Source organism: Streptomyces aureus (assembly GCF_000725495.1).
Classification (GTDB): Bacteria; Actinomycetota; Actinomycetes; order Streptomycetales; family Streptomycetaceae; genus Streptomyces; species Streptomyces aureus_B.
The window spans coordinates 1-232 of sequence record NZ_JNZD01000123.1; the positions used below are offsets into that span (position 1 = coordinate 1).

1 pseudogene is annotated in these 232 nt (G+C 69.4%); it reads right to left on the bottom strand.

Annotated features, from left to right (window positions below):
• A pseudogene (locus IO36_RS36250) lies at window positions 1–232 on the bottom strand (RNA-guided endonuclease TnpB family protein); the annotation flags it as partial.

Consider the following 232-nt stretch of genomic DNA (forward strand, 5'->3'; position numbering starts at 1 on the left):
GATCAGCGCGGTCTTCGTCACGCCGATCGCGGCGTCGGCGGCTTTGCGGGCCATCGTGGACTTGGCGAGGAATTTCGGCTTGAAGTCCTCGACGGCGAGCTGGTCGAAGTCGCGGGCGATGGTCTTGGCCCACTTGCGGCCGGTGTCCTGGCGCTGCCGGGCGACCTTCTTGTGGACCTTGGCCGCCGCGCGGGACGCCGTCCGGTAGCCCTTCGACGCGGCCTTTCCTCGC